The 20,254-nt window shown below is 70.6% G+C and carries 20 protein-coding genes; 1 reads left to right on the top strand and 19 read right to left on the bottom strand.

What is annotated here, in order from left to right:
* Positions 1–117: 117 nt before the first annotated feature.
* The 15 genes from ACIBK0_RS08730 to tsaB all read right to left on the bottom strand — a co-directional run bounded on the left by ACIBK0_RS08730 (position 118) and on the right by tsaB (position 16,188).
* Positions 118–1,389 carry an RNA polymerase sigma factor gene (locus ACIBK0_RS08730; protein ID WP_399077108.1) on the bottom strand — a complete coding sequence of 424 codons (1,272 nt, stop codon included), beginning with the start codon at positions 1,387–1,389 and terminating at the stop codon, positions 118–120.
* A gap of 44 nt (positions 1,390–1,433) precedes the next feature.
* A complete protein-coding gene (locus tag ACIBK0_RS08735) occupies positions 1,434–1,790 on the bottom strand; it encodes a YciI family protein (protein ID WP_399077110.1) in 357 nt (118 codons plus the stop codon).
* A 283-nt stretch (positions 1,791–2,073) separates the two neighbouring features.
* The gene (locus ACIBK0_RS08740) at positions 2,074–2,844 is read right to left on the bottom strand and encodes a hypothetical protein (protein WP_399077112.1); all 771 of its coding nucleotides are present in this window, start codon (positions 2,842–2,844) and stop codon (positions 2,074–2,076) included.
* A 142-nt stretch (positions 2,845–2,986) separates the two neighbouring features.
* The gene (locus tag ACIBK0_RS08745; RefSeq protein WP_399077114.1) at positions 2,987–4,060 is read right to left on the bottom strand and encodes an LCP family protein; all 1,074 of its coding nucleotides are present in this window, start codon (positions 4,058–4,060) and stop codon (positions 2,987–2,989) included.
* Between the two features lie 85 nt (positions 4,061–4,145).
* Positions 4,146–5,498 (bottom strand): endo-1,4-beta-xylanase, encoded by a 1,353-nt coding sequence (locus tag ACIBK0_RS08750; RefSeq protein WP_399077116.1) that lies wholly within the window; start codon positions 5,496–5,498, stop codon positions 4,146–4,148.
* Between the two features lie 197 nt (positions 5,499–5,695).
* Positions 5,696–6,745 carry a LacI family DNA-binding transcriptional regulator gene (locus ACIBK0_RS08755; RefSeq protein WP_399077118.1) on the bottom strand — a complete coding sequence of 350 codons (1,050 nt, stop codon included), beginning with the start codon at positions 6,743–6,745 and terminating at the stop codon, positions 5,696–5,698.
* A 167-nt stretch (positions 6,746–6,912) separates the two neighbouring features.
* A complete protein-coding gene (locus ACIBK0_RS08760; protein WP_399077120.1) occupies positions 6,913–9,141 on the bottom strand; it encodes a glycoside hydrolase family 3 N-terminal domain-containing protein in 2,229 nt (742 codons plus the stop codon).
* Between the two features lie 32 nt (positions 9,142–9,173).
* Positions 9,174–10,034, bottom strand: a complete 861-nt coding sequence (locus ACIBK0_RS08765; RefSeq protein ID WP_399077122.1) for a carbohydrate ABC transporter permease — start codon at positions 10,032–10,034, stop codon at positions 9,174–9,176.
* On the bottom strand, positions 10,031–11,062 hold the full coding sequence (locus ACIBK0_RS08770) for a carbohydrate ABC transporter permease (protein WP_399077124.1): 1,032 nt from the start codon (positions 11,060–11,062) through the stop codon (positions 10,031–10,033). Before ACIBK0_RS08770 ends, ACIBK0_RS08765 begins: the two co-directional genes overlap by 4 nt.
* Positions 11,063–11,070: 8 nt before the next feature.
* Positions 11,071–12,378 (bottom strand): extracellular solute-binding protein, encoded by a 1,308-nt coding sequence (locus ACIBK0_RS08775; protein WP_399077126.1) that lies wholly within the window; start codon positions 12,376–12,378, stop codon positions 11,071–11,073.
* 153 nt (positions 12,379–12,531) lie between these two features.
* Positions 12,532–13,575 carry a LacI family DNA-binding transcriptional regulator gene (locus ACIBK0_RS08780; RefSeq protein WP_399077128.1) on the bottom strand — a complete coding sequence of 348 codons (1,044 nt, stop codon included), beginning with the start codon at positions 13,573–13,575 and terminating at the stop codon, positions 12,532–12,534.
* A 94-nt stretch (positions 13,576–13,669) separates the two neighbouring features.
* The gene (locus tag ACIBK0_RS08785; RefSeq protein ID WP_399077130.1) at positions 13,670–13,927 is read right to left on the bottom strand and encodes a hypothetical protein; all 258 of its coding nucleotides are present in this window, start codon (positions 13,925–13,927) and stop codon (positions 13,670–13,672) included.
* Positions 13,924–15,033, bottom strand: coding sequence for a tRNA (adenosine(37)-N6)-threonylcarbamoyltransferase complex transferase subunit TsaD (gene tsaD, locus ACIBK0_RS08790; RefSeq protein ID WP_399077132.1), 1,110 nt, complete (start codon positions 15,031–15,033; stop codon positions 13,924–13,926). Before tsaD ends, ACIBK0_RS08785 begins: the two co-directional genes overlap by 4 nt.
* A complete protein-coding gene (gene rimI, locus ACIBK0_RS08795; protein WP_399077370.1) occupies positions 15,026–15,523 on the bottom strand; it encodes a ribosomal protein S18-alanine N-acetyltransferase in 498 nt (165 codons plus the stop codon). Before rimI ends, tsaD begins: the two co-directional genes overlap by 8 nt.
* Positions 15,524–15,540: 17 nt before the next feature.
* A complete protein-coding gene (tsaB, locus tag ACIBK0_RS08800; protein WP_399077134.1) occupies positions 15,541–16,188 on the bottom strand; it encodes a tRNA (adenosine(37)-N6)-threonylcarbamoyltransferase complex dimerization subunit type 1 TsaB in 648 nt (215 codons plus the stop codon).
* Positions 16,189–16,298: 110 nt separating this feature from the next.
* Between tsaB and ACIBK0_RS08805 the strand changes: the two genes are divergently transcribed.
* Positions 16,299–16,853 (top strand): hypothetical protein, encoded by a 555-nt coding sequence (locus tag ACIBK0_RS08805; RefSeq protein WP_399077136.1) that lies wholly within the window; start codon positions 16,299–16,301, stop codon positions 16,851–16,853.
* Between the two features lie 4 nt (positions 16,854–16,857).
* Here ACIBK0_RS08805 and ACIBK0_RS08810 read toward each other — a convergent pair whose 3' ends face one another.
* The 4 genes from ACIBK0_RS08810 to alr all read right to left on the bottom strand — a co-directional run bounded on the left by ACIBK0_RS08810 (position 16,858) and on the right by alr (position 20,185).
* On the bottom strand, positions 16,858–17,037 hold the full coding sequence (locus ACIBK0_RS08810) for a hypothetical protein (protein ID WP_399077138.1): 180 nt from the start codon (positions 17,035–17,037) through the stop codon (positions 16,858–16,860).
* A 198-nt stretch (positions 17,038–17,235) separates the two neighbouring features.
* The gene (tsaE, locus tag ACIBK0_RS08815) at positions 17,236–17,769 is read right to left on the bottom strand and encodes a tRNA (adenosine(37)-N6)-threonylcarbamoyltransferase complex ATPase subunit type 1 TsaE (protein ID WP_399077140.1); all 534 of its coding nucleotides are present in this window, start codon (positions 17,767–17,769) and stop codon (positions 17,236–17,238) included.
* A complete protein-coding gene (locus tag ACIBK0_RS08820) occupies positions 17,735–18,970 on the bottom strand; it encodes an alpha/beta fold hydrolase (RefSeq protein WP_399077142.1) in 1,236 nt (411 codons plus the stop codon). The genes tsaE and ACIBK0_RS08820 overlap by 35 nt, the downstream gene beginning before the upstream one ends.
* Positions 18,971–19,027: 57 nt before the next feature.
* Positions 19,028–20,185 carry an alanine racemase gene (alr, locus tag ACIBK0_RS08825; RefSeq protein ID WP_399077144.1) on the bottom strand — a complete coding sequence of 386 codons (1,158 nt, stop codon included), beginning with the start codon at positions 20,183–20,185 and terminating at the stop codon, positions 19,028–19,030.
* Positions 20,186–20,254 lie beyond the last annotated feature (69 nt).

Consider the following 20,254-nt stretch of genomic DNA (forward strand, 5'->3'; position numbering starts at 1 on the left):
GGACCGCACCTGACAGGGGCCTTCGGGATGAACGGAGAGCGTCGTTCCCGTGTACGGCAGCGGCGCAACTGTAAGCCCTTGCTGATCAGCTTGGGAATGGAGTTACGGGTGTGCCGTTCACGGCCCCTCCAGCTCGCGCGCCCGGGTCGTCAGCAGCTCCCGCTCCCGCTCGTTCCGGGCCAGCGAGGCCGCCCGTTCGAACTCCGCCCGCGCCTCCCCCGTCCTCCCCAGCCGGGCGAGCAGGTCCCCCCGGACGCTGGGCAGCAAGTGGTATTCGCGGAGCGCGGGTTCGCCGGCGAGGCTGTCGACGATGGTGAGCGCGGGCTCCGGGCCCTGCGCCATCGAGACGGCGACGGCGCGGTTCAGCTCGACCACGGGGGACGGAGAGCGGGCCGCCAGCAGGCCGTACAAGGTGGCGATCCGGCCCCAGTCCGTGTCCTCGTACGCGTACGCCTGCGCGTGGCACGCGGCGATGGCCGCCTGGAGGGCGTACGGGCCGGGGGCGCCCGTGCCGACGGCGTTGGCGCGGCCCAGCGCGGCGAAGCCCCGGCGGATCAGCAGGCGGTTCCAGCGGCGGCGGTTCTGGTCCTTCAGCAGGACCGGTTCGCCGGACGGTCCGGTGCGGGCGGCGGCGCGGGACTCCTGGAGTTCCAACAGAGCGACGAGTCCGTGCACTTCGGGCTCCTTCGGCATCAACTCGGCCAGCACCCAGGCCAGTCGGAGCGCGTCCTCGCACAGGGCGGGACGCAGCAGGTCGTCGCCCGCCGTGGCCGCGTAACCCTCGTTGAAGATCAGGTAGATGACCTCGAGGACGGATCCGAGACGGGCTTCGCGCTCCGGGCCGTACGGGACCTCGAAGGCGACCCCCTTCGTCGCCAGCGTCCGCTTGGCGCGCACGATGCGCTGGGCGATCGTCGGCTCCGGGGCGAGGAAGGCGCGGGCGATCTCGGCTGTGGTCAGGCCGCCCAGCAGGCGCAGGGTGAGCGCGATGCGGGCCTCGGCGGACAGCACGGGGTGACAGGCGGTGAAGACGAGCCGCAGCAGGTCGTCGTCGATGTCGTCCGGGTCGACCGGCTCGTCGACGTGGTGCGGGGCGGTGACCGACAGGTCCCGCCCCACCTCCTCCAGCTTGCGCGCGTACCGTTCCCGGCGGCGTACGAGGTCGATCGCGCGGTGCTTGGCGGCGGCCGTCAGCCAGGCGCCCGGGTTGTCCGGCACACCGTCCCGCGGCCACTGCTCAAGCGCCGCGACCAGGGCGTCCTGCGCGAGCTCCTCGGCGATGCCGACGTCCCGGACGATCCGGGCGACGGCGGCGATGACACGGGGCGACTCGATGCGGAAGACGGTCTCGATGGCACCCGCTGTGCCGACGGTGGGCTGCTCAGTCACAGCCCACCATGCAACACCCTCGACGGCCTCAGGCCAAGGAACGCTCAGGCCTCGGCGATCTCCCGCACCTCGCAGGTCACCGTCCAGTACTCCTCGTGCACCTTCACAAACCGCTTGGTCCACTCGACGGCCTCGTCCATGTCCTTGCACTGGGTGATGGCGTAGCCGCCGATGACCTCCTTGGACTCGGCGAACGGCCCGTCCGTGACGGTGACCTGGCCGCCCTCCCAGCGAACCCGCTTGCCCTCGCCCTGCGGAGTCAGCCCGGCGGTGTCCAGCATCACCCCGGCCTTGGTGATCTCCTCGATCAGCTCCCCCATCCGCTCCATCAGCTCGGGGCTGGGGCCCTCCGGGGGCGCGGTGGTCTCGTCGACGCGGACGATCGAGAGGTAGCGCGGCATGGTGACTCCTTCGGTACGGCGGCCGGGTCTTCGGCCGTTCCGGGCGGGGTCTCTCCCCGCCTCTCACCCTTGCGTCGAACGGGAGGGGCCCGTTTCGACACTGTCTCCGGATTTCTTCGACGTTTCTTCTGGAAGGGTCTTTTCCGCAGGTCGGAGCGTTGGTCCGGACAGCGCGGCTGCCGCCGGGGCCGCCGTGGCCGGCATCCGGCCGCCATGCGGAAGGCCGACGAGAAGCCGTGCACCAGCCCTGCGGGTCCGGCCCCCGTCGCGCTCGCCGCGACCGTCACCAGACGGCATGGCGGCGACGGTCCCGCGCCCCGCCCTGCCCGACGATCCGCGCGTGCGCGTCCTCGCCACCGCCGTCCACATGCACACAGTGCTGTGCGGTATGCCCTGGGTGGTCCAGGTGCTGGGCCTCGGCGACCTCACGGACAAGGGCGCGCTGTGGATGGTCGAGGAGATCGTCGCCTCCGCCGTCGCCTGCGGCCTCACACTCGGCCGTCAAGGCGTCCGAGGGGCTGACGTCGCCGGTCGTGGCGCCGGGTGGTGACGTCGTGCTGTTCGTGCGGCAGGACACCGACGCGAACACCGCCACCGTCGTGGCGCGCGACCTGAAGACCGGCGCGGTGCGCTGGAGCGGCAAGCCGTGGAAACTGCCGAAGCCGAAGGACGGCGGGATCAACTCCGCCGCGCTCTCGGTCACCAGCGAGAAGGGGAAGACGTACGCGGTCCTCAACGCGTACGGTTCGACCGGCGACGACGGCGTGAACAAGGGCACGGACGTGGCCCGCACGGCCGCGTACGCCGTCGAATCGTCCGGTGACGCGGTGGCACCGGCGGCGAACGCGCAGGTTCCGGGAGCCACGGGCCTGGCGCAGATGCAGGACGACGGGGTCATGGTGTTCTCGACCGCGCGGGACGCCGACGCCGTCGATGTGGTGTCCGGTGCCGTGACGACGTACCCGGACGCCAAGCTCAAGGCGCCCGCCGACGCCAAGGGCTGCCGTGACGGCTTCGCCGACTGCGACGTCAACCCCGAGTTCGTGGCCGCCACGCCGTACGGTCCGCTGGTGAACGGCGTCTACACGTACTGGATGTCCGGTACTGATGGCGGTGGCTGGTACAGCGAGAACGACCGGCCCTCCGGTGCGAGTGAGGCAAGCGGGGACGCCAAGGCGATCGCCAGGCTTCCCGGCTCACTTCAGCGACGCCCACAGCTCGCTCGCCTCCGGCTCGTTCGCCACCACCCGGTTGTGGTCCGACGGAGCCGTCACGACGGGCATCATCACCGTCTTGACGTCCTCGGACGACAGTCCCTTCAGGCTCTGGCCGAGCTTCATCAGCTCACCCAGCGAGTCGAGACCCGTGTCCGTCGTCAGACTGCCCGTGACCGCGTTCGCGACCTTGTAGAGCTTGGTCGGGTCGGTGAGCAGATCGGTCGACGCGATCTGCTTCAACAGGGCCTTCACCAGCTTCTGTTGCAGGCCTATGCGCCCCAGGTCGCTGCCGTCGCCCACGCCATGACGAGTGCGGGCCAGCGCCAGCGCCTTCGTGCCGTCGAGGTGGTGTTCGCCGGCTGTGAGGTGCAGGTGGCTCTTGTCGTCGTCGATGTCCTCGTCCGTCGTGACGGTGACGCCGCCGAGCGCGTCGACGAGGTCCGCGAAGCCGGAGAAGTCGATCTCGATGTAGTGGTCCATGCGGACGTCGGTCAGGGACTCGACCGTCTTGACCGCGCAGACCGGGCCGCCCACCGAGTACGCGCTGTTGAACATCGCTTGGTACGCCACCGAGGTCGTCCCGCCCGACGACGTCGGACACGACGGGCGGGTCACCAGGGTGTCCCGGGGAATGCTCACCACGGTCGCCGTCGTACGGCCCTCGTCGATGTGGACGACCATCGCCGTGTCCGAGCGGGCACCGGAGCTGCTGCCCCCGCCGAGCTTCGCGTTCGCCTTGCCGCTGCGGGAGTCGGATCCGAGGACCAGGATGTTCAGGGCGCCGCTCGGCAGCGGTGTGGCAGCGGCCGAGGCGGATGCGGACACCGACGGGGTCGACACGGCCCGCGCAGGCCGGTCGTCGCCCAGCGCGCTGTTGATGTCGACGCTCTTGATGTTGTCGTTCAGGTGCCAGTAGGCCCAGCTCGCCCCCGCGGCGGAGAGTACGAGGACGCCGGCGAGCGCGATGCCGGCGGCCTTCAGCAGGCCTCGCCGCCGGCCACCGCGTCTCGCGGCGTCCTCGTTGCCGTCCCCGTGCTCGTCTTCAGAAGTCACGCGGAGGAACGTAAGTCCGAATTATTACGAGCAGGAACCTCTTCTCGGGTTTCCTTCGGAAAATCTCAGACTTCTCAGGCAGACCTCAGCCCAGCGTGACCGTGGGCACCGGATTGCTCCCGCTCCACGACGCGTTGAACCCGAACGTCACCGATCCGCCGGCCGCAACCGTTCCGTTGTAGGAGGCGTTGACGCACGTCACCGCGGTTCCGGACTGGCTGCAGGTGGCGTTCCAGGCCTGGGTGATCCGCTGACCCGCGCCGTACGTCCAGCTCACCTTCCAGGAGGAGAGCGCCGCCCTCGAGCAGGCGATCGTCACCTGCCCGGTGAACCCCGTGTTCCATTGACTGCTGATCCCGTACGTCGCCGCGCATCCGCCCGTGGGAGGAGGCGTCGACGTGCCCCCGAGCGAGGTCGCGATCGCGGAGTACGCCGGTTTCGGCGCGAAGTTCTCGTCGTACGGTGTCGCCGCGCCGTAACCCGAGAAGACGTCCGGGATCCAGGAGTCGGAGTCGGTGAAGCCCCAGACGGTGACGCCGTAGCACCTGGACACGGCCACGCACGCGTCGAAGACGGCCTTGTAGTCGGCCGCCTGCTGCGTCAACTTCACAGTGTCCGACGGGAGTTGCATACGAATGTCCAGCTCGGTGATCGCGACGTCGACGCCGAGGTCGGCGAATCGCTGGATGTTCTGCTGGAGTGTGGCGGGGACCTGGCCGAGGATCAGATGAGCCTGGAGGCCGACGCCGTCGATGGGGACACCGCGGTCCTTCAGCGACTTGACCAGGTTGTACAGGGCGGTGCTCTTCGCGTTGACGCCCTCGACGTTGTAGTCGTTGATGTAGAGCTTGGCGCTCGGGTCCGCCGCGTGGGCCCAGGTCAGCGCCTGGGCGATGTAGTCGGCGCCGAGGCCGTTGTACCAGAGGGTGGAGCGGTAGGTGCCGTCCTCGTTGAAGGGCTCGTTCACCACGTCCCAGGCCGCCAGCTTGCCCTTGTAGCGGGTGACCTCGGTGGTGATGTGGTCCTGGAGCAGGCCGCTCAGCTCGGCGGTCGTCCAGGTTCCGTTGGTCAGCCAGCTCGGGTTCTGGCTGTGCCAGACCAGGGTGTGGCCACGCACCTGCTGGTTGTGGGCCTGCGCGAAGGCGACGATCTGGTCGGCCTCGGCCCAGTTGAAGCTGCCCCGGGTGGGCTCGACGGAGCCCCACTTCATGGCGTTGCCCGGGGTCAGCGAGTTGAACTGGCCCCCGGCGATGTCGCCGTAAGTGCCGGTGAGCTTGGAGCCGGTGACGGCGGTGCCGATGACCTTGCCCTTGGCGGCGGCGAGGTCGCGAAGGGGGGTGTCGGCCGCGTGGGCGGTCGTGCCGACCGCGAGCAGGACGGCCGCGGCGGCGGCGCCGGTGAACAAGGCGCTGAGCCGCGTGCGCAGGGAGGATCTCATGCGGGTGCCTCCGAAAGTTTCGGTTGTGCAACCGATCGACTCGGGGAAGTGTGGGACCGCTCCCACACCTCGTCAAGACATCCGTCAGGACCGCACCGCCGGCAATCGCCGATATCAGCCAGACCTGCTCACCGGTATCAGCTGGTCCTGCTCGGAATGCCTTATGCCGACGGCGGCGCCGTACCGCTCCGTCAGTCCTACGCCGACGGCGGCGCCGTACTGCTCCGCACCACCAGGCTCGTGGCCAGCTCCACCCTCGTCCCCGCCGACGGCCGCTCCTCCCGGCCCAGTTCGAGCACCAGCTTCGCCGCCGCCTCCGCCATCTCCGTCAGCGGCTGCCGTACGGTCGTCAGCGGCGGCCCCACCCAGCGGGCCAGCGGAAGGTCGTCGAAGCCGACGACACTCAGGTCCTCGGGGATGCGCAGCCCGAGTTCGCGCGCGGCCTCGTACACGCCGAGCGCCTGGAGGTCGTTGCCCGCGAAGACGGCGGTGGGCCGGTCGGGCAGGCGCAGCAGCTCCAGGCCCGCGAGGTAGCCCATGCCGTGGTGGAAGTTGCCCTGCCGGATCAGCTCGGGGTCGACGGTCAGCCCCGCGGTCTCCAGCGCCGCGCGGTAGCCGTCGATGCGGGCACGGCTGCACATGATCCGCGAGGGTCCGCTGATCGCGCCGATGCGGGTGTGGCCCAGTTCGACGAGGTGGCGGGTGGCGGACAGTCCGCCGTGCCAGTTGGTGGCGCCGACCGAGGGCACGTCGGTGCCCGGGTCGCCGGCCGGGTCCACCACCACGAAGGGGATGGAGCGGCTCGTGAGCAGCGCCCGCTGGGACTCGTCGAGACCGCTGAGCACCAGCACCACGCCGTGCGGGCGGCGGGCGGCGACCTGGTCGGCCCAGGTGCGGCCCGGGGTGAGGCGGCCCGAGCTCTCCGAGAGGACCACGCTCAGCCCCTCGTCGCGCGCGACGTTCTCGACGCCCCGGATGACCTCCATCGCCCACGCGCTCTCCAACTCGTGGAAGACCACGTCGATGAGGGGCGAGCGGGCGGCCTCGGCACGGCGGCGCCGGTAGCCGTACGCGCGCAGCAGCTCCTCGACGCGCGTACGGGTCCCCGGGGCGACGTCGGCGCGGCCGTTGAGCACCTTCGAAACAGTCGGAGCGGACACACCGGCCTCGCGGGCGATCTCCGCGAGCGTCGCCGTCTGGGTGGACCTCGCCGCCGGCCGGGACTCCACGGGCTTCGCAGGATTCATGAGCGGGATGGTATCCCTGCGCATGGTCATGACGGACCCTCTACGAGACCGGGATTTCCCGGAACATTCGGAGATCGTCCGGAAACATTCGTGCAGAAATATGGGTACGGACCGAGGGCACCTACCCCGGAAAGGCGGGAGGTGCCCCTGGTGGCAGCTAGGTCACCTCACTTCACCCGCACCTCGCACCGCATCCGCCGTTCCACGCCGAGCACCCGCTCCTCCCCCGTCAGCGTCACCGGCACCACATGCCGTATGCCGGTCTCGGCGCTGGAGGACGCGAGCCGCAGTTCCAGGGCGCCGGGTTCGACGATCCGGTCGCCATTCGGCCCGGTGTACCCGGCCAGGTCCGCCGGGAACGTGAAGTGGACCTCCGCCGACGCGCCCGCTTCGAGCGGCACCCGCGTGTACCCGACCAGGCGGACCACTGGTCGCGCCACCTTGCCGACCGGGTCGTGCAGATACAGCTGGACGACCTCCGTTCCGGCCCGCTCCCCGGTGTTGCGGACCGTCACCCGCAGCGCCGTCTCGCCGTCGGTCGGGACGGACTCGGCGTCGACGGACGCCGCCTGCCAGTCGAACGTCGAGTAGGACAGCCCGTGCCCGAAGGGGTACAGCGGTGTCGGGTCGAGGTTGCTCGCCCCGCTGACCTGTCCGAGGGGCGGGGCGAGATAGGTGTACGGCTGCCCGGCGGGCTCGCGCGGCACGCTGACCGGGAGCCGCCCCGACGGGTTGACCCGTCCGGACAGGATGCCCGCGACCGCGGTTCCGCCGTCCTGGCCGGGGAAGAACGCCTGCACCAGCGCCGCGGCCCGGTCGGCCCAGCGCCCGAGCGCGTACGGCCGCCCGGAGAACACGACCAGCACGACGGGCGTCCCGGCGGCCAGCGCCTTCTCCACCAACTCGCCCTGACCCTCGGGCAGTTCGAGGTCCGCCGCGTCGCAGCCCTCCCCCGAGGTGCCACGCCCGAACAGTCCGGACCGGTCGCCGACCGCGACCACGCACACGTCGGCCGCCGCCGGGTCGTCCCCGAACTCGGCGTCCGGCAGCTCCGCGCGCAGCGCGTCGAGCAGCGTCGGTACGGCGACGCCCATCGGGACGTCGGGGTGGTCGAGGAGGACATGGCGGGGGAAGGTGTAGCAGCCGAGCATGGCCGCCGGGTCGTCGGCGAGCGGGCCGAGGACGGCGATGCGCCGCACTTCGGGCGCGAGTGGCAGCAGGCCGTTGTCGTTGGCCAGCAGGACGACGGACTCCTGAGCCAACTGCCGTGCCAGGTCCCGCATATGGGGCGGGTCGAAGTCGACCGTGTCCTCGGCAGCGGGGGGCGCCCAGTCTGGGTCGAGCAGCCCCAGTTCGCACTTCTGCGTCAGCACGCGCAGCGCGGCCCGGTCCACCAGCTCCTCTTCGAGCGGCCCCGATCCGTAGCACCGTACGGCGGGCAGCTCCACGTCCACGCCCGCCGCGAGCGCGATTGCCGCCGCCCCCGCCGGGGAGTCGGTGAGCCCTTGCGCCGACTCCAGGAGGGTCACCCCGAAGTAGTCGGCGACGACTGTGCCGGTGAACTGCCATTCCTCGCGCAGAAGTTGGGTGAGCAGTTGGTGGTGCGCGTGTGCGGGCAGCCCGTCGACGTCGTTGTACGCCGCCATCACCGACCGCGCGCCGCCCTCCCGCAGGGCCATTTCGAACGGCGGCAGGATGACATCGGCCAGTTCGCGCGGGCCGATCGACGCGGGCGCGTGGTTGCGGGCGCCGCGCGAGGCCGAGTACCCGGCGAAGTGCTTGAGCGTGGCGACGACGCCCGCCGACTCCAGCCCCTGGACGTAGGCGGTGCCGACGGTCGCCACGAGGTAGGGGTCCTCGCCGATCGCCTCCTCCGTACGGCCCCAGCGTGCGTCCCGTACGACATCGAGGACGGGGGCCAGCCCCTGGTGGATGCCGACGGACCGCATGGTGGCGCCGATCGACGACGCCATCTCCTTGACCAGGGCGGGGTCGAAGCTCGCGCCCCAGGCGAGCGGGGTCGGGAAGATCGTCGCCTGCCAGGCGGTGAGCCCGGTGAGGCACTCCTCGTGCGCGAGGGCCGGCAGTCCGAAGCGGTTCGCGGAGCGGATGCGTTCCTGGAGGGAGGCGAGTCGCGCAGCGCCCTCGGCCGGGTCGACGGGCGCGGTACCGAAGGGGCGGGTCAACTGGCCCAGCCCGTTGGGCAGAAGCTCGGCCAGGTCGATGTCCTCGGACAGGGCGTGCTGAAGCGGCGCCATGTCCCCGCCCGGCGTCTCGTTCGAGCCGGGCCAGACGCTGTAGAGCTGGGCGATCTTCTCCTGGGTGGTCATACGGGTGAGCAGGTCGGCTGCGCGGACGGCGGCGGGCAGAGCGGGGTCCTGCCAGGGGTGGGTCATGTAACTCCTCACAGTTATGGGGTGTTCGGCCGTCAGCCCTTGGTCGCGCCGAGTGTGATGCCGCCGATCAGCTGCCGCTCGGCGACCGCGTAGAAGGCGATAGCGGGCACCATGGCGAGCACCAGGTAGGCGAAGATGCGGGCCACGTCGGCGGAGTACTGGCCCTGGAACTGCTGGATGCCGACCGGGATGGTCCACCAGGTGGGTTCGCTGAAGACGAGCAGCGGCAGCAGGAACTGGTTCCAGCTGCCCACGATGGCGAGGACGGAGACCGTGCCGAGCGCGGGCCGGGCCAGCGGCAGCAGGATGCGCCAGAAGAACCCGAAGCGGGTGCAGCCGTCGAGGGTGGCCGCCTCCTCCAACTCCGCCGGGATCTCCCGGAAGAAGCCGCGCAGGATGATGATCGTCACCGGCAGTCCGAAGGCCGCCTCGGGCAGGATCACGCCCCACGGGTTGTCCAGCAGTCCGAAGGTGCGCAGCAGAATGAACAGCGGCAGGATCGCGACCGCGAACGGGAACATCAGCCCCATCGTGAACAGGGTGAACATCAACTCACGCCCGCGGAAGGAGAACCGGGCGAGGGCGAACGCCGCCAGGGCCGCCGTCGCCACCGTCAGCAGGGTGGCGCCCACCGCGATCACCGTGCTGCTGCCGATGGCCCGCCAGAAGGAGCCCGAGCCGAGCAGCGAGGTGTAGTTCGAGGTCACCCACGGCGAGGGCAGCCCGAACGGGTTGGAGGACAGCTGGTCGGTGGACTTGAAGCCGGAGATCAGGGCGTAGAGGAGCGGGGTCACCATGAAGACGCCGACCACCCAGAGCGTCACGTACACGGGCAGGCTGCGCAGCCGCCGGCGCCGCCGTGCGCTCTTCCGCAGCTCCGTCGTGGCGCTCATCGGTTTCCTCGCATGTTGGTGATGGCTCCTTCGGTGTCCCGGCGCAGCACGAAGCGCTGGTAGGCGAGCGCGAAGACCAGGCTGATCAGGAACATCACGACGCTGATGGCGCTGGCGTAGCCCATCTGATAGCGCTTGAAGCCGTACTGGACCATGCTGATCGCCATGGTCTCGGAGGCGTGGTCGGGGCCGCCTGTGGTGATGACCCAGACCAGGTCGAAGAGCTGGATGGAGTAGACGACGGAGAGGAAGGCGCTGATCCGGAGGGTCGGCGCGAGCAGCGGCAGCGTGATGTGCCAGAACCGCTGCCAGGTGCCGGCGCCGTCGATGCGCGCCGCCTCCTGCAGTTCCGCCGGAATGCCCTGAAGGCCCGCCAGGTAGAGCATCATGTGGAAGCCGAAGTACTTCCACGTCATGACGATGAAGAGGGTGGGCATCACGCTGTGCTGACCGGCGAACCAGTCGCCGCCCAGCCCGCCGAGCCCGACCTTGTCGAGGACCTTGTCGGCGAGCCCCTCCCCCGGCGCGAAGATCATGCTGAACAGCACGCCGGTGATGACCTCGGACAGGATGTACGGGGCGAAGAACAGCATCCGGTACACGGCCCGGCCGCGCAGCTTCTGGTTGAGCAGCACGGCCATGGCGAGGGCGAACGGCAGCTGCACGACGATGGAGAAGCCGATCAGCAGCGCGCCGCGCCCCAAGTCCCCGATGAACACGGGGTCCTTGAAGAGTCGCGTGTAGTTGTCGAGGCCGATGCTGTCCGAGGGCGAGCCGAAGCCGCCCCAGTTGAAGAAGCTGACGTAGATCGCGTAGCCCATCGGCACCAGCACGAGCAGGCCGAACAGGATGAGGGCGGGGACCGTGAACACGACGGCCGACAGCCAGTCGTTCAGCCGGCGCAGCGGCGACCTGCGGCGCGCCGGGCCGGGGGCGGCGGGGTCCGGGTCGGTGTACTTGCCGACCTCGGTCACGTACGGCGCCGGCCCCCCCGAAGAGGTCGCGGAGGTCGAAGTCGAGTGGGTCATCGGCGGCGCTAGCTCTTCTCGCTCTTGGCGACCTGGGTGACCGAACGCGTCACCTGCTCGGGCGACTTGGAGCCCGCGATGAGGGCGGCGACGCTGTCGTTGATCTCCTGGCCGACGGCGGGAGCGTACGCCTGGTCGAGGTAGAGCTGGAAGCCGGTGGCCTTGTTCAGCATCCCGGAGACGGCGATGAGGTTGGGGTCGGTGAGCGCGCCGAGCGTGGCCTTGGACACCGGTATCAGGCCGGTCTGCTTGATGAGTTTCTCCGTGAACTCCTTCTCGGCGAAGAACTTCAGGAAGTCCAGCGCCTCCTTCGGCGCGTCCTTGCGCAGCGCGTGACCGCCGCCCCCGCCGAACACCTCGGTGAGCGCGCCCTTTCCTCCCTCGACGGCCGGGAAGGAGAAGAAGCCGAGGTCCTTGCCGATGCCCTTGCCGGAGTCGGCCTCGACGATCGGCGCCCACTGGCCCATCAGCTCCATGGCCGCCTTGCCGTTGCCCATCAGGGCCGCCTCGCCGTTGGGGTCGGAGTAGGCCCCGCCGAGGAATCCCTTCTGGAAGGGCTGCAGTGCGACGAGGTCCTTGAGGTGCTGGCCCGCCTTGACGAAGTCGTCGCCGGTGAAGTCGGCGTCGTCGGAGGCCTTCTGCATCGCTTCGAGACCGGCGACGCGCATCGAGAGGTACGCCCAGTAGTACATGCCGGGCCACTTCTCCTTGCCGGCCAGGGCGATGGGTGTGATGCCCGCCTTCTTGAGGGCCTTGATCGCGTCGAGGTAGCCCGACCAGGTGGTGGGCGGCGTGGTGATGCCGGCCTTCTTGAAGAGCGCCTTGTTGTACCAGAAGCCGACCGCGCCGATGTCGAAGGGGACTGCGTACAACTTGTCGTCGTACTTGTAGGCCGCCATCGAGGCGGGCACGTAGTCGGCGGTCCAGGGGACCTTGCCCGTCAGGTCCTCGACCAGGCCTGCGTCGAGCTGCTGCTTGAGGACGCCGCCGCCCCAGGTGTGGAAGATGTCCGGCAGCTTGCCCGAGGCGATCTGCGCGGTCATCTTCGACTTGTAGGCCTCGTTCTCCATCGTGACGACCTTGATCTTCACGTCCGGGTTCGCGGCCTCGAACTCCTTGGCTCGCTGGGCCCACAGCTTCTTGGCGGGCTGGGTGGTGGTGATGTTCCACCACTCGATGGTGGTCTTGCCCGAGCCGTTCCCACTGTCGGACGAGCCGCATGCGCTCAGGGCCGCCGCGCCCAGACCGGTCGCCGCGGTAGCCGCCAGGAACCTCCGGCGGTTGAGGGGGGTGTAGGTGTTGCCCAACGCTCGCATCGCGCACCTTCCGGAAGAGTGCCGAAAATTATCGGTCGAGTGCGCACGGAAATTACGGGCGTGGCGTGGGTATGTCAACGCTCCTGACAAATATCGGGTGGTTGTTTGGCTGCGGATGGTTCGTGGCAGGTCGCGCGCCGTTCTCCGCGCCCCTTACGGGGCGCCTGTGCTCGCCCGGATCACCAGTTCTGTCGCGAGCTCCACCCTCGGCGACGCCGGCTCCTCGCCCAGCGCGAGCCGCAGTACCGTACGCGTCGCCAGCTTGCCCATGTCCGCGAGCGGCTGACGGACCGTCGTCAGCGGCGGAGCCGACCAGCGGACCTCCGGCAGGTCGTCGAAGCCGACGACGCTCATGTCCTCGGGAACCCGCAGGCCACGGCGGCGCAGCGCCTCGATCGCGCCGAGCGCCATCTGGTCGCTGGCCGCGAACAGCGCGGTCGGCGGCTCGTCCAGGTCGAGCAGCGTGTTGCAGCCGTCGAAGCCGGACGCGTGGTAGAAGTCGCCCGGCACGATCAGGGCGTCGTCGACCGCGATGTCCGCGCTCTCCAGTGCCGCCCGGTAGCCGTCGAGGCGGGCCCGCGAGCACAGCAGCCGCGGCGGTCCCGCGACGAAGCCGATCCTGCGGTGACCGAGGCCGAGCAGATGCTCCGTCGCGGCCATGCCGCCCGCCCAGTTGGTGGCGCCGACGGTGGGCGCGTCCAGCGACGGTGACCCCGCCGGGTCGACGACGACGAGCGGCACGCCGAGGCGCCGCAACTCCTCGTGCAGCCGGGGTTCGAGGACGGAGGTCACCAGGATCACCCCGTCCGAGGTGCGGGCCCGGAGATTGGTCATCCACTGCTGGGCCGAGCCCGAAGCGCCGTGGATCGCGGAGACCACCGTGCCCACGCCCGCGGCGTGCGCGACCTCCTCGACCCCCCGGATGATCTCCACGGCCCAGGGACTGTCGAGGTCGTTGAAGACCAGGTCGATGAGGGCGGCCCGGTCACCCGGCGCGGACGACTTGCGCCGGTAGCCGTGGTGGCGCAACAGGTCCTCGACCCGGGCCCGGGTCTCCGGGGACACGTCGGAACGGCCGTTGACGACACGCGACACGGTGGGCACCGAGACCCCGGCCTGCCGGGCGATCTCGGTGATCGTCACCTTGTTCTTGATGCTCTCCCGGGCCACTGCGCCCACCTCCGTCGACGTGTTCAAGACTCCCCCACCAGCTCCGGCCTCACCAGCGAAACCTTGCAGGAGTCTTCCGGAAAACAGAGGCCGACGGGAGGCCCGGCCGGAAACGCGGCCGTCAGGAGACCGACTCGAACCGCCAACGGTGCACGGCCCGGCTCACCAACTCACCGTCCGGCTCCGGAAGTTCGGGCAGCTCGGCGTCGTACGCGGCGTCCCACCACGTGATGACGAGGACGCGGTCCTGAGGGGCCCGCAGGATCTCCAGCCGAAGCGGCTGCCCCGGCAGCCGCTTCGACCGCTCCCGCACCCAGTCGAGCAGCTCCCCGCCCCGTCCGGCGACCGCCCGCGCCTCCCACATCAGCGCGACGGTCACGAGTACAGGTTCTCCTTGCTGACCTCATGCACATGATCATGCGAGTGATCGTGGGAATGCCCGCGTCCCGGCACATGCGGGTCCGTCACCGGCAGTGACGAGTCCGCCGACAGGTCCCAGTCGGAAGCCGCCCGGTTCCGCGCGACCATCTCCGCGCCCAGCGCGGCCACCATCGCGCCGTTGTCGGTGCACAGCTTCGGCCGCGGCACCCGCAGCCGGATCCCGGCGGCCTCGCAGCGTTCCAGGGCCAGTGCGCGCAGCCGCGAGTTGGCGGCCACGCCACCGCCGATCATGAGGTGGTCGACGCCCTGGTCCTTGCAGGCGCGTACGGCCTTGCGGGTCAGCACGTCCACCACGGCCTCCTGGAAGGACGCGGCCACATCGCGCACCGGCACCTCCTCTCCCGCCGCCCGTTTGGCCTCGATCCAACGGGCCACGGCGGTCTTCAGACCGGAGAAGGAGAAGTCGTACGCCGGGTCGCGCGGCCCGGTGAGCCCGCGCGGGAACGCGATCGCACGCGGGTCGCCCTCCGTCGCGTACCGGTCGATGACCGGGCCGCCCGGGAAGCCGAGGTTCAGCACCCGCGCGATCTTGTCGAAGGCCTCGCCCGCCGCGTCATCGATGGTCGCGCCCATCGGCCGTACGTCGGACGTGATGTCCGTGGAGAGGAGGAGCGAGGAGTGCCCGCCCGATACGAGGAGCGCCATCGTCGGCTCCGGCAGCGCCCCGTGCTCCAGCTGGTCCACGCAGATGTGGGAGGCGAGGTGGTTGACGCCGTACAGCGGCTTGCCCAGCGCGTACGCGTACGCCTTCGCGGCCGAGACCCCGACGAGCAGCGCACCGGCGAGCCCGGGCCCGGCGGTGACCGCGATGCCGTCCAGGTCCTTCGCACTCACCCCCGCCTCCTTCAACGCCCGGTCGATGGTCGGCACCATCGCCTCCAGGTGGGCGCGGGAGGCGACCTCGGGCACGACACCGCCGAAGCGCGCGTGCTCGTCGACGCTGGAGGCGATCGCGTCCGCGAGCAGGGTGGTGCCGCGGACGATGCCGACGCCGGTCTCGTCGCAGGAGGTCTCGATGCCGAGGACGAGTGGTTCGTCAGCCATTGGTCTCGTTTCCTTGTACCGATGTGGAGCCCGCGGCGGGGCCGCTGTCGGATGCCATGTGCAGGCGCATGACCAGGGCGTCGATGTTCCCCGGCTGGTAGTAGCCGCGTCTGAAGCCGATGGGTTCGAAGCCGAAGCGCTCGTACAGCTTCTGTGCGCGGACGTTGTCCACACGGCATTCGAGCATCACCTCGGCGCACTCGAACGCGGTCGCGGCCCGCAAAAGCTCGGTCAGCAGCCGGGCGCCGAGCCCGGTGCCCCACTGATCTCGGGCGACGGCGATCGTCTGTACGTCGCCGAGGTCGCCGGAGGCGGCGAGTCCCGCGTAACCGACGAGCCGATCGCCGTCGGCGGCGACGACATACCGCCGCGTCGCCTCCGCCCCGCGGGAATGGGCCAGCTCGGACCAGAACATCCCGCGCGACCAGGCGTCCTCGGGGAAGAGGTCCTTCTCCAGCTCCAGTACGGGATCGATGTCCCACCAGCGCATCTCGCGCAGCTCGGCCGTCACTTGGGGGTGACCACCTTGTAGTTCTTGGGCACCTGGGCGTCCGGACGCCTGAGATACAGCGGCCGGGGTGCCTCCAGCTCCTCGCCGGCGGCGAGCTTCTCCGCGGCCAGGGCGGCCAGCGCGGCCGCCGAGACATGCTCGGGCGCGCGGGCGTCCGGGAACGTGTCGGGGTAGAGCAGCGCGCCCGCGCCGACGGCGGGCAGACCGCCGAGGTCCAGGTCGCCGGGGCGGTCCACGGCGGGGTCCGACACGCGCGTCCGGCGGTCGGCGTAGCGCGCCCAGTAGACCTCCTTGCGCCGGGCGTCCGTCGCCACGACGAAGGGGCCCTCGATGTCGGCCGCGTACGCGAGCCCGTCGAGGGTGCACAGGCCGTGCACGGGCACGCCGAGAGCGAGCCCGAAGGTGTCGGCGGTCATGAGGCCGACGCGCAGCCCCGTGTACGGGCCGGGGCCGACGCCCACGACGATGCCGGTGACGGCGTCCAGGTTGAGGCCTGCCTCGGCGAGCACCCGGTCGACGGCCGGCAGCAGCAGCTCTCCGTGCCGGCGCGCGTCCACCTGGCTCGACGTGGCGATGGCGGACGTGCCGTCGTGCAGGGCGACGGTCACGGCGGGGGTGGCGGTATCCAGAGCGAGCAAGAGCACGCAAACAGCCTACGGCGCCCGAGCCGGACGTACGGCCGCCCAGGTCTCGCGGTCCCCTGCTGCTACCGTCACATCAAAGACGTACGAAGTACGAGAGGTGGGCACACAAGGTGGCTAGGAGCAGCTCGGGATTCGTGGCCGGGCTCACCGTGGCGGCGGTCGCCGCAGTCAGCTTCCTCGCCTACCAGGCGTCCGCGAACGTGCCGGACACCTTGGCCAAACCGCACACGAGCGCATCGCCCAAGGCCTCGGTCTCGAAGGCCCCCCGCGACAAGAAGAACCCGGCGGCGCTGCCCGCCCAGTCCGGCACGGGTGAGCGGGTCGTCTACTCGACGGACGACGACCGCGTCTGGCTGGTCGGCGCGGACAACAAGGTCCAGCACACCTTCAAGGTCACCCCGGGCACGATCGACCCGACGGTCGGCTCCTACGCGGTCACGTCACGCAACCGCGCGGTCACCGGATCGGACGGAGCGCAGATCGAGCACGTCGTACGGTTCGCCCTGGTCGACGGCGTGGCGGTCGGCTTCAGCGCGGCGGTGAACGGCTCGACGGCCGCGCCGGACAGCTCGAAGAAGCTCGGCGGCATCCGCGAGTCCCGCGCGAACGGCAACGCGATGTGGCAGTTCGCGACGATCGGCGTGAAGGTCGTCGTCATCCAGTAGCGGGCTACGCCGCCTCCGGGCGCCGTACGCGCCGCGCCTGCACGGGCTCCGTCGCGCGCGGCGCGGGCTCGCGCGGCGGCCTCGACACCGCCTCGGCCGCGGCGCACGACGCCAGCAGATCCCGCATCGACACCCCGGCCACCACGCACGGCTGCGCCGGCACGTCACGTTCTGAAGCCGACATGGACGCCTCCTGGGGCTTCGGGGGCAAGCGTGGTTAGGTAGACCTAACTACGAACTGATGTCCATGTGACCACGGCCGGGATGCCGAACGCAATATCTTGCCGACGTCTTGTCGGAACGTTCATGAAGAACTGGTCGGAATCTACGAAAGCCCAGGCCGGCATGGCGATGGCCGGGTGACCGGGGCGCGCCGAACCGGTCAGGCCGACAGCACGCTCAGATCGGCCGTCGCCCACCGCTCGCCGAGTCCCGTCAGTGTGACGTGCCGTACCTCGTCCGTGGTGTCCCCGACGGCCCGGTGGATGACGACGTGCAGCCGGTCGTCGGTCAGCTCCTCTACCTTGCCCTCGCCCCACTCCACGACGATCACCGAGTCGGAGAGCGAGACGTCGAGGTCGAGGTCCTCCATCTCGTCCAGCCCACCGCCCAGGCGGTACGCGTCCACGTGGACGAGCGGCGGACCGTCGCCGAGTGAGGGGTGCACCCGCGCGATGACGAAGGTCGGAGAGGTGACCGCGCCCCGGACGCCGAGCCCCTCGCCGAGCCCACGCGTCAGCGTGGTCTTGCCCGCGCCGAGCTCCCCGTTCAGCAGCACGAGGTCGCCCGCGCGCAACAGCTTGGCGAGTCGGCGGCCCAACTCCTGCATCTGTTCGGGGGAGTTGATGGTGATCTGCACGCTGACGCCGTCCTGCGCGGGCTCAGCCGGGTTGTGCGGTGCTGCTGGTGCTTCCATAGCCACCCACGGTAGCCCCTGCCGGGACGGCACCCGCGCGCATGAGGAGGTCGGCGAGACGGTCTATGACGACCTCGGGGTGCTCCAGCATCACCAGGTGTCCGGCGTCGGGCACGAGCACCAGCTCGGCGTCCGGCAGCAGGTCGGCAATCGCCTCACTGTGCTCGCTCGGGGTCACCAAGTCCTTCACCCCGGCGAGGACGAGGACGGGCATCTCGGTGAAGTGCGCGAGCGCGGCGGTCTTGTCGTGCTCGGTGAACGCCGGATAGAACTCGGCGACCACGTCGATCGGCGTGCTCTCGATCATCCGCTCGGCGAACCGCTCGACCGCGGGATCGATGTCCCGGGTGGCGAACGAGTACCTCTTGATGACCCCGGCGAACAGATCGGCCGTGGCCCGCCGTCCCCGCTCCACCAGGGCGGCCTGCTGTCCGAGCGCCTTCAGTACGCCGGGGAGCACGCGTCGTACCGCGTTGACGCCCGCGACGGGCAGGCCGAAGTTGACCTCGCCGAGACGCCCCGACGACGTACCGACGAGGGCGACGGCGACGACCCGGTCGCGGATCAGCTCGGGGAACTGGTCGGCGAGGGCCATGACGGTCATGCCGCCCATGGAGTGCCCGACCAGCACGATCGGCCCGTCGGGCACCGCCGCGTCGATGACGGCCTTCAGGTCACGCCCGAGCTGATTGATGGTGAGCGGCGTCCCGTCCTCCGTCTGTGCGACGCCGCGCCCGGACCGGCCATGACTGCGCTGGTCCCAGTGCACGGTGCGCACCACACCGCGCAGCGCGGCGCGCTGGAAGTGCCAGGAGTCCTGGTTGAGACAGTAGCCGTGGCTGAAGACGACGGTGACGGGGACCGGCGCCTTGCGGCCGAAGAGCCGGCGGCGGCGCGGGGCGAGCGGGGCTTCCGGCTCGGCGTCGTCGATCTCGTAGTACAGCTCGGAGCCGTCATCGGCGTACGCCTTGCCGGGGATGCCGCGCAGCGAGCCGTACGGGCCCGCCGAGTCGAGGGCGAGGCGGGCCTTCTGGCGCATGCCGCGACCCACTGTGAGCCGCTCTATGGCGACTCCTGCGGCGGCGCCCGCCGCGACCACGCCTATCGCGGCGCCCACGACACCGGCCTTGCGCCAGTTCCCGGCGGAGGCGGCGGCCGCCGAGGCCGCACTCGCGACGACCTCCGCGCTGCTCTCGCTCACGTCCCGCTCCTCTTCGTTTCTTCGCTCGCCGCCGGGTTCTGCTCTGCCAGGGGGGTGTTACCCGTCTTGTTCCTCGTTCACATTGACGTAGACGCGCGGAACGCGGGTTCCGATCCGGGTGACGATTTCGTAGGCGATCGTGCCCGCCGCCCGGGCCCAGTCCTCGGCGGTCGGCTCGCCGCGGTCGCCCGGGCCGAAGAGAACCGCCTCCGCGCCCGGCGCGGGCTCGTCCCCGCCGAGATCGACGACGAACTGGTCCATCGCGACCCGGCCTGCGACCGTCCGCCACTTGCCGCCGACCAGCACCGGGCCGGTGCCGGAGGCGTGGCGCGGGATGCCGTCCGCATAGCCGACGGGCACGAGGCCGAGGGTGGTGTCGCCGGGCGTGGTGTAGTGATGCCCGTAACTGACGCCGTGGCCGCCCGGAACATGCTTCACCAGCGCGAGCGACGCGCTCAGCGTCATCACCGGGCGCAGCCCGAAGTCGGCCGGGGTGCCCAGCTCGGGGCTCGGAGAGATGCCGTAGACCGCGATGCCCGTGCGAACGAGGTCGAAGTGGGACTCGGGAAGGGTCAGCGTGGCAGGCGAGTTGGCGATGTGCCGGACCTCGGGACGGACGCCCTGTTCCTCGGCGTACGCCACCATCTCGCGGAATCGGGTGAGTTGGGCCTGGGTGGAGGGGTGACCGGGCTCGTCGGCACAGGCGAAGTGCGACCAGAGACCGGTGAGGGTGATGAGCCCCCGGGCCTCGGCGCTCAGCGCCTCCCCGACGAGTTCGGGCCAGTCGGCGGGCTGACAGCCGCTCCGCCCGAGGCCGGTGTCGGCCTTGAGCTGGACGCGGGCGGGCGCGGAGGCGTCCCGGGCTGCCTGCACCACCTCCCGCAGCGCCCACATGCCACTCACCGACACGTCGAGATCGGCCTCGATGGCCTGCTTCCACGGGCCGCCGGGGGTCCAGAGCCAGCACATGATCCGCCCTTCGAGTCCGGCCGCTCGCAGTGCGAGGGCCTCCTCGGGGGTCGCGGTGCCGAGCCAGGTGGCGCCTGCCTCGCGCGCCGCGCGGGCACACGGCACCGCCCCGTGGCCGTACGCGTCGGACTTGACCACGGCCATCACGGCCGCGGACGGCGCGTGGGCGCGCAGGGTCCGCACGTTGGCCCGCAGGGCTGCCAGGTCGATCTCGGCGCGGGCGCGCAAGGGTGCTGTCTCGTTCATCGCGCCCTCAGTCTCTCAGAGGGGGCTGACAGCGCCCCGGGGCCGGTACCGGTAGGGGGCCGTCTGGCC

Source organism: Streptomyces sp. NPDC050564 (genome assembly GCF_044457265.1).
GTDB lineage: Bacteria > Actinomycetota > Actinomycetes > Streptomycetales > Streptomycetaceae > Streptomyces.